Origin of the sequence: Geodermatophilus chilensis (assembly GCF_002802985.1) — a bacterium.
In the GTDB taxonomy this organism is placed as follows: domain Bacteria; phylum Actinomycetota; class Actinomycetes; order Mycobacteriales; family Geodermatophilaceae; genus Geodermatophilus; species Geodermatophilus chilensis.
The window spans coordinates 1-8,020 of the sequence record NZ_NVPT01000204.1; the positions used below are offsets into that span (position 1 = coordinate 1).

At 76.3% G+C, this 8,020-nt stretch carries 8 protein-coding genes and 1 pseudogene; 5 read left to right on the forward strand and 4 right to left on the reverse strand.

Annotated elements, in window-relative coordinates:
- The 4 genes and pseudogenes from CNO22_RS23755 to CNO22_RS23770 form a co-directional block, all read left to right on the forward strand.
- Positions 1-604 (forward strand): annotated as a pseudogene (locus CNO22_RS23755) (hypothetical protein); the annotation flags it as partial.
- Positions 605-709: 105 nt separating this feature from the next.
- On the forward strand, positions 710-1,627 hold the full coding sequence (locus tag CNO22_RS23760) for a hypothetical protein (protein WP_100501730.1): 918 nt from the start codon (positions 710-712) through the stop codon (positions 1,625-1,627).
- 86 nt (positions 1,628-1,713) lie between these two features.
- Positions 1,714-2,565 (forward strand): DUF4397 domain-containing protein, encoded by an 852-nt coding sequence (locus tag CNO22_RS23765; protein WP_232807302.1) that lies wholly within the window; start codon positions 1,714-1,716, stop codon positions 2,563-2,565.
- Between the two features lie 10 nt (positions 2,566-2,575).
- Positions 2,576-3,217, forward strand: a complete 642-nt coding sequence (locus CNO22_RS23770; RefSeq protein WP_100501736.1) for a class F sortase — start codon at positions 2,576-2,578, stop codon at positions 3,215-3,217.
- A 58-nt stretch (positions 3,218-3,275) separates the two neighbouring features.
- Here CNO22_RS23770 and CNO22_RS23775 read toward each other — a convergent pair whose 3' ends face one another.
- The 3 genes from CNO22_RS23775 to nucS form a co-directional block, all read right to left on the reverse strand.
- Positions 3,276-3,512 (reverse strand): hypothetical protein, encoded by a 237-nt coding sequence (locus CNO22_RS23775; protein WP_232807303.1) that lies wholly within the window; start codon positions 3,510-3,512, stop codon positions 3,276-3,278.
- Between the two features lie 73 nt (positions 3,513-3,585).
- A complete protein-coding gene (locus CNO22_RS23780; RefSeq protein ID WP_100501732.1) occupies positions 3,586-5,367 on the reverse strand; it encodes a 3-hydroxyacyl-CoA dehydrogenase family protein in 1,782 nt (593 codons plus the stop codon).
- Positions 5,368-5,478: 111 nt separating this feature from the next.
- Positions 5,479-6,150: an endonuclease NucS gene (nucS, locus tag CNO22_RS23785; RefSeq protein WP_100501733.1), complete on the reverse strand. Its 672-nt coding sequence runs from the start codon at positions 6,148-6,150 to the stop codon at positions 5,479-5,481.
- A gap of 78 nt (positions 6,151-6,228) precedes the next feature.
- On the opposite strand from nucS, the gene CNO22_RS23790 reads away from it, so the two are divergent.
- Positions 6,229-7,083: a hypothetical protein gene (locus tag CNO22_RS23790; protein ID WP_100501734.1), complete on the forward strand. Its 855-nt coding sequence runs from the start codon at positions 6,229-6,231 to the stop codon at positions 7,081-7,083.
- Positions 7,084-7,199: 116 nt separating this feature from the next.
- Here the strand turns inward: CNO22_RS23790 and CNO22_RS23795 are convergent, their stop codons facing one another.
- Positions 7,200-7,973: an enoyl-CoA hydratase-related protein gene (locus CNO22_RS23795; RefSeq protein WP_100501735.1), complete on the reverse strand. Its 774-nt coding sequence runs from the start codon at positions 7,971-7,973 to the stop codon at positions 7,200-7,202.
- Positions 7,974-8,020: the final 47 nt, after the last annotated feature.

The following is an 8,020-nucleotide window of genomic DNA, read 5'->3' on the forward strand; positions in this document are numbered from 1 at the left end:
GGCCCAGAGGCCGGCCGTGCGGCTGGTCGGCGGGGGCGAGCAGGCCGGGGCGCGCAGCCGGGCGGTGGGCGGCGAGCTTACGGGCCGGCTGATCGAGGCCCGCACGCTCCTCGAGCGGCTGCCCGACCTCGGCGACCGGCGTCCCGAGTTGCAGGCCGGCCCCCGGCCGCCCGCCCCGGCCCGCCCGCAGCCGACCCCGCGCACCCCGCAGGCCGCGTGCGAGCCGGTCCGCGAGGAGCAGCGCCAGCAGCCGCCGGTCGGTCCGCTCACCGCCCAGCAGCCGGTGGTGCGGCCCACCACGGCACCCCAGCCGGCGCAGCGGCCGGTCGAGCCCCCTCCGGGCAACGGCGAGGCCGCCGCGGCCCGGCAGCCCACCCGGCCGCCGGCCCCGCCGACGCAGCCGGCCGTCACCCCGGCGGCCGACGCCCCGACCCAGCAGGTCACCCCGGGTCCGGAGACGACCCAGCAGCTGCGCCCGGTCCCGACCGGCAGCTCGGCCGCGTCCGCGCCGCCGCGGGTCGACCCGCCGACGCTGGTGCAGCCGGCCGTCACGCCCGACGCGGCCGACACCGCCGGCCAGACCGTCACCCCCAGCCGGCGCTGAGCCCGGCTGCACCACCTCCTCGGTAGCCGAGGCACCGCACCACCGCCCGCGGGACACCGGCGACCCGCGGGCGGACCCGTCCACGGACGCCGGGGAGGAGGCGAGGTGCCCAGCCGCCGTGCCCGGCACCGCTCCCGCCCCGGGGATCGGCTCCTCGCCCTCGTCGACAGCAGCACCGGCGTGGTCGTCGTCGGGATCGCGCTGCTCGTGGTGCTCGGTGCCGCGGTGCTCGCCCTGGTCCTCGGCGGCGACCCGGCGGACAGGTCCGCCGCCGGCGCCGGCCCGACCGAGGGCCCGACCCCGCCGGCCGCCTCTGCTGCGTCCACCGCCGCTGCCCCGCCGACCACCCTCGCGCCGTCCCCGACGCCGGACGGGCCCGCCGGGGCCCTGCTGGACTGCGCCGACCGCGAGCTGCCCGGCGGCGCGCGGCTGCGGCCCGAGGACGACGTCCGCGGCGACCTCCTGGCGGCCGGCGCCCCGGACGAGCTGGTGGCCACCGACGAGCCGACCGGCCCCGGCGACCTCGTCCTCACCGTGACCGGTGGCGAGCCGCGGCCTGGCAGCCGGGTCGTCGCCCGCTTCGGCGGGCTGACCGTCGTCGACCCCTCCCCCGGCACCCCGACGCCCGAGCAGCTCGACCGGCGGCGGGCGCTGGCCGCGGCGATCCTGGCCAACCCCACCACGCACGCCCCCGAGGAGGCCGCCGCGGTGCTGCGGTCGGCCGACGTCGACATGCGCCTGCTCTCCCTGCTGGCCGTGCTGACCGCCCGGGAGGGCGTCGACGTGGCCTCCTTCCCGCGGGACGACGGCGCCGAGGGCCCCGCCCGCAGCGTCCTGCTCACGGCCGTGGGCGGCGCCCCCGTCGGCTCCGGGCAGACCGCCACGGCGGCGCTGACGACCTGGCTGGACGCCCAGCTCCCGCCGTTCGCCCCAGACGCCGTCGAGGTCACCGCGGACGGCGTCCTGCTGTCCCACCGCTACGTCTCGGACCCCGACGGGCTGGTCGCCGAGGTCTCGCCGTGACTCTCGGTTGGACAGGAATCGCGAAGGGTGCGCGAATGGACCCGGGACCGGCGCACCGGTCCGCTCCCGAACCTGCTGGAGGAACCGTGGCCCGCTGGACCCGCGTGCTGGCCGTCACCGCCGTGACCGCCGGGACGGTGCTCCTCGCCCCTCCCGGGGCCGGCGCCGCCGAGAACGGCCTGCTGCGCCTGGCCCACCTGTCCCCCGACACCCCCGCCGTCGACGTCTACGTCGACTCGGTCTCCGACCCGGGTGACGGGACGGCGCTGCTCACCGTGCCCGGCGTCGGCTACGGGACGATCTCCGACTACCAGGACGTGCCCGAGGGCGTCTACACCGTGAGCATGCGCGAGGCCGGCGCCGACCCGGCCACCCCGCCGGCGCTCTCCACCACCGTGCAGATCGGCAGCGACAGCGCCCGCACCGTCGCGGGCGTGGGCCGCTTCGCCGACCTGGGCCTGGAGGTGCTCGAGGACGACCTCGCGCTGCCGCCGTCGGGCCAGGCGCGGGTGCGGGTCATCTCGGCCGCGGCCAACGCCCCGACGCTGGACGCCTCCGCGGGCGGCACCGACCTCGCCACCGACCTGGCCTTCGCGGAGGCCGGCGAGTACACCGCGGTGCCCGGCGACGCCGGCCGGCTGCAGGTGACCGTGGACGGCGAGCCGACCGAGCTGCCGCTGGACCTGGACCCGGGCTCGGTGTACAGCCTGTTCGTCCTGGACCGGCCCGAGGGCGGGGTGAGCGTGCGCACCGTCCTGGACGCCGCGGGCTCCGGCGTCGTGCCGACCGGGGGCGTGGAGACCGGCGCCGGGGGAACCGCGACCGGGAAGCTGGAGCCGGGCGTCATGGGCGGCGCCGTCGGCCTCACCGTCCTGACCGGCCTGCTCCTGACCCGGCGGTCGCGGCGCGGTTGTGCACGGCGCGCCGCGCGGCGCTGAGGCGCGGCCGGTGAGCCGCCACGGGAAGCTACGGCGGCCGGCGCTGTCTCTGGTCCGGGGGCTGCTCGCCGGTACCGCGGTGGCCGCCGGGGCGGTGGCGCTGGGCTCCCCCGGCGCGCCCGCCCCGGCCGCTGCCGAGGCGCCACCTGCCGCGACCGCCACCGTCCCCGCTCTGGTGGTCGCCGAGCCCGGCACGGACCGGACGGCGGCGGCGGCGCCGGTGCGCGTGCGCGTGCCGGCGATCGCGGTGAACAGCGAGCTGCTGCGGCTCGGCACCGACGCCTCCGGCGTCCTGGTGCCCCCGGACGACTTCACGCGGGCCGGCTGGTTCGCCGGCGGCGCCGTCCCGGGTGACATCGGCCCCGCGGTGGTCGCCGGGCACGTCGACTCGGTCGACGGGCCGGCGGTCTTCTACCGGCTGCGCGACCTCGCCCCCGGCGACGAGGTGCTCGTCGACCGCGCGGACGGGACGACGGCGCGCTTCACCGTCACCGGCGTCGGCCGCTACCCGAAGGACGAGTTCCCGACCGAGGCCGTCTACGGACCCACCCCGCGGGCGGAGCTGCGGCTGGTCACCTGCGGCGGCGACTTCGACCGCGCCCGCCGCAGCTACCTCGACAACGTGGTGGTCACCGCGGTACTGAGCGGCTGACCGGCCATCCCGCGGGGGTCGCCGGGCCTCGAGCGGCGATTTCCGCGGAAATGGCCGGTCAGCGGCGGTGGCCCCGGGACTGCCAGCACGGCGCGTGCCAGTGCCGGCGCAGGTCGGCGGCCGAGTCGGTGTCCCAGGGGTCGAGGTCGGAGTCGCGCGGGTAGGCCGGCCAGGTCACCAGGTGCGGCGTCCCCGGGCGGATCTCCTGGTCGCAGCCCGGGCAGCGGTAGCTCTTGCCGCTCGCGGCGCCGGTGATCCGGCGCACCACCCAGTCGCCGTCCGCCGCCTCCTCCACCGTCTCGGGACGGCGCAGGGGGTCGCGGCCCGCAGACCGCGACCCCCTCCGACCGCCGCGACGGGGCACCGGGTCAGCGGCGCGCGTGGTCCCGGAACCCGCGTCCGGTCTTGCGGCCCAGGTAGCCGGCGGTGACCAGGTGCTCGAGCAGCGGGGCGGGCGCGAAGCCGGGCTCGCGGAACTCGGTGTAGAGCTCCCGCTCGATGGCCAGGGACACGTCCAGGCCGACGACGTCCAGCAGCTCGAAGGGGCCCATCGGGTAGCCGCAGCCGACCTTCATGGCGGCGTCGATGTCGTCGGCGGTCGCGTAGTGCGCCTGGAGCATCTTCACCGCGTCGTTGAGGTAGGGGAACAGCAGCGCGTTGACGATGAACCCGGCCCGGTCGGTGCAGGAGACGGCGTGCTTGCCCAGCCGCTGCGACACCGCGTGCGCCGTCGCCGCCACGTCGGGGGCGGTGGAGATCGTGGAGACGACCTCCACCAGCTTCATCACCTGCGCCGGGTTGAAGAAGTGCATGCCGACGACGTCCTCCGGCCGCCCGCTGGCCCGGGCGCACTCGATGACCGGCAGGCTGGAGGTCGTGGTGGCCAGGACGGCGCCGGGCTTGGCGATCTCGCCGAGGTTGGCGAACAGCGCCTCCTTGACCGGCAGTGACTCGACGACGGCCTCGATGACCAGGTCGCGGTCGGCGAGCTCGTCCAGGGACGTCGTCCCGCTGACCCGGGCGAGCACCTCGTCGCGCGTGGCCTCGTCGAGCCGGCCGCGCTGCACCTGCTTCTCCAGCGACCTGGACAGCTCCTTGTGTACCGCCTCGACCTTCTCCGGCGAGCGGGCGACGAAGCGGACGTCGTAGCCGCCCTTGGCGACGACCTCGATGATGCCGGTGGCCATCGTCCCGGAGCCGACGACGCCGACCGTGGACACCGCGCGGGCACCCTCGGCGGCCCCGCCCTCGGCCGGGGTGTGCGCGTCGGGCACCACCTCGGCGGAGTCCCGGCCGGCGTAGGTGTAGAAGCCGCGGCCGGACTTCCGGCCGAGCAGGCCGGCGGTCATCATCTGCTTGATGATCGGGTTGGGCGCGTGCAGCCGGTCGCGGGACTGCCGGTACATCGTCTCGAGGATCTCGTAGGCGGTGTCGATGCCGATGAGGTCCATGAGCGCCAGCGGGCCCATCGGCAGGCCGCAGCCCAGCCGCATGGCCGCGTCGATGTCCTCGCGGCTGGCGTAGCGGTTCTCGTACATGGCGACCGCGTGGTTGAGGTAGCCGAACAGCAGCGCGTTGGCGATGAAGCCGGCCTTGTCGCCGATGGTGACGTCGACCTTGCCCAGCCGCTCGGCCAGCGCCTCGACGTCCTCCACGACCTCGGGCTCGGTGACGACGGTGCGCACCACCTCGACCAGCTTCATCACCGGCGCCGGGTTGAAGAAGTGCATCCCGATGACCTTGCCCGGCCGCCCGGTGGCCACCGAGATCTCGGTGACCGACAAGCTGGAGGTGTTGGTGGCCAGGATGGTGTCCGGCGAGCAGATCTTGTCCAGCGCGGCGAAGATCTCGCGCTTGAGCTCCAGCCGCTCGGGCACGGCCTCGACGACCAGCTCGGCCTGGGCGAGGTCCTCCAGCGACGTGCCGAAGCGGATCCGGCCGAGGATGGCGTCGCGCTCGGCGGCCTCGAGCTTGCCGCGGCGCACCGCGCGCTCGGTGGACTGCTCCACGTGCCCCCGGCCGCGGGCCACCGCCGCCTCGTCGACGTCCACGGCGGTCACCGACAGGCCCGCCCGGGCGAGCACCTCGGCGATGCCGGCCCCCATGGTGCCCAGCCCCACCACGCCGACCTCGGTCAGTTCTCTGGCCACGCTGCCATCTCCTCTGCGCCGGCACCCGGCCCCGGGCGCCCCGTCCGCGATCGGGGGCAGTCTCGCACCCACCGGCAACCCGGCGGACGCCGGGCTACCGAGCGGTAACGCTCAGAACAGCCGCTGCGTCGGGTCGTCGGTGCCCTTGAGGACGGCGTAGTCGACGGTCAGGCACTCGATGCCGCGGTCGCCGGCGAGCACCCGCGCCTGCGGCTTGATCTCCTGCGCGGCGAAGACCCCGCGCACCGGCGCGAGCAGCGGGTCGCGGTTGAGCAGCTCGAGGTAGCGGGTCAGCTGCTCGACGCCGTCGATCTCACCGCGCCGCTTGACCTCGACGGCGACGGTGGTGCCGTCGGCGTCGCGGCAGAGCAGGTCCACCGGGCCGATCGCGGTCGGGTACTCGCGGCGCACCAGCGACCACCCCGACCCGAAGGTCTCCACGTGCAGCGCGAGCAGCCGCTGCAGCTCCGCCTCGACGCCGTCCTTCTGCAGGCCGGGGTCGACGCCGAGCTCGTGGGAGCTGTCGTGCTCGACCGACTCGATGGTGATGATCAGCTGCTCGCCGGCCTTGTTGGTGACCGTCCAGGTGCCGGAGCCGTCGACCAGCTCGTCCCTGAACGAACACGGCGGGGTCATCCAGTTCAGCGGCTTGTAGGCGCGGTCGTCGGCGTGCACGGAGACCGAGCCGTCGGCCTTCACCAGCAGCAGCCGCGGCGCCATGGGCAGGTGGGCGGTCAGCCGCCCCACGTAGTCGACCGAGCAGCGGGCGATGACCAGGCGCACGGGGTCCGACGGTACCGAACGTGCAACGACCGGCCGGACACGCCGGGTGGTCCGGCCACGGCACGGCATCCTGACCAGGTGAGACGTGGACCGCTGACCGCCGTCCTGGCCTCGCTCGTGCTGGTGGCCGGGTGCGCCGGCAGCGGCGGCGACGCGGCCACCCGGCCGACGCCCGCGTCCGAGGGGCCGGGCCGGCTCGTGCTCGAGGTGGAGCACGTCAGCGGCTTCACCACGCCCGAGGCGCTGGCCGTCCGCCTGCCGCTGGTCGCGGTTTACGGCGACGGCCGGGTCGTGGCGCGCGGAGCCCAGATCGAGGTCTACCCGCCGCCCGCGCTGCCGTCGCTGCAGGTGTGGCGGCTCGACGCCGAGGGCGTGCAGACCGTCGTCGACCGCGCGGTCATCGCCGGCGTGACCGGCACCACGGACCTGGGCAGCCCCCCGGTCGCCGACGCACCGGCGACCCGCTTCACCCTCGTCACCGACGAGGGGACGTCGGTGCGCGAGGTCCAGGCGCTGTTGGAGCTGCCCGACGACAGCGGGCTCACCCTGGAGCAGCGGGCGGCCCGCGACGAGCTGCGGGGCCTGCTCGAGGTGCTCACCTCACCCGAGCCGCTGGGCGCCACCGGCCCGGAGCCCTACGAGGCCACGGCGGTGGCCGCCGTCGTCGCCCCCTCGATGCCGCCCCCCGACCCGGCGCTGGTGCAGCCGGAGGTGGCGTGGCCCGGCCCCGCGCTGCCCGGCGAGCCGCTGCCCGGGGGCCTGGGCCTGTCCTGCGTCGTCGCGCGGGGCGCCGAGGCCGAGGCCGTCCTCGCCGCGGCGGCGTCGGCCACCACGCTGACGCCGTGGGTCGCCGGCGACGGCAGCCGCTGGACGCTCACGCTGCGCCCGCTGCTGCCGCACGAGACCGGCTGCGCCGACCTCGGGGGCGAGTGAGGGGGCGCAGAGGTCACAGGTGCGAAGACGACCCCGCGGGCGAAACCGCCGTAGCGCCCCCGCTTGGCGGACGGAGCCACGGGGACCAGTCGGAACCGAGGTCGGTCCCGAGAACGTCAGTCGGGCCAGACCGGCTGGCGCTTGCCGAGGAAGGCGGCCATGCCCTCGACCGCGCCGGGCAGCTGGCTGGCGGCGGCCATGACCTCGACCGCGGTGGTGTAGGCGTCCCGCTCGGGACGGCCGAGCTGGGTGTGCATCGTCTGCTTGCCCCAGGCCTTGCTCGCCCGCGACCCCCGGGTGGCCCGGGCCATGAGGTCGGCGACGGCCGCGTCGAGCTCGGCGTCGGGCACGACCCGGTTGACCAGCCCCCAGTCCAGCGCCGTCGCCGCGTCGATGACGTCACCGGTGAGCGCCAGCTCCATGGCCCGCTTGCGGCCGACGTCGCGGGCGATGGCCACCATCGGCGTGTGGCAGAACCAGCCGCCCTTGCCGCCCGGCGCGGCGAAGCCGGCCGACTCGGCGGCGACGGCCAGGTCGCACGAGGCCACCAGCTGGCAGCCGGCCGCGGTGGCGAGCGCGTGCACGCGGGCCAGCACCACCTGCGGGACGTCGTGCAGCGTCTGCATCAGCTCGGTGCACAGCTGCAGCAGACCCCGCACCTCGGCGACCGGCCGGCCCACGACGTCGGCGAAGTCGTGCCCGGCGCTGAACACCGGTCCCTCCGCGGCGATGACCAGACCCGCCGCGTCGCTCTCCCCCACCTCGGTCACCGCGGCCAGCAGCTGCTCGAGGTGCTCACGGGACAGCGCGTTCCGCTTCGCCGGCCGGCACATGGTGAGGGTGACAACGTCGCCGTCCCGCTGGACCCGGGGTGCGCCCTCTGCAGTCATGCGCCGACCACACCACGGCAGGGTGGGTGGGGGCAATGGAGCCGGGG

Excerpts from the sequence above, each read along its gene's own strand:
- CNO22_RS23795 (WP_100501735.1), bottom strand. The coding sequence starts at position 7,973 with ATGACTGCAGAGGGCGCACCCCGGGTCCAGCGGGACGGCGACGTTGTC.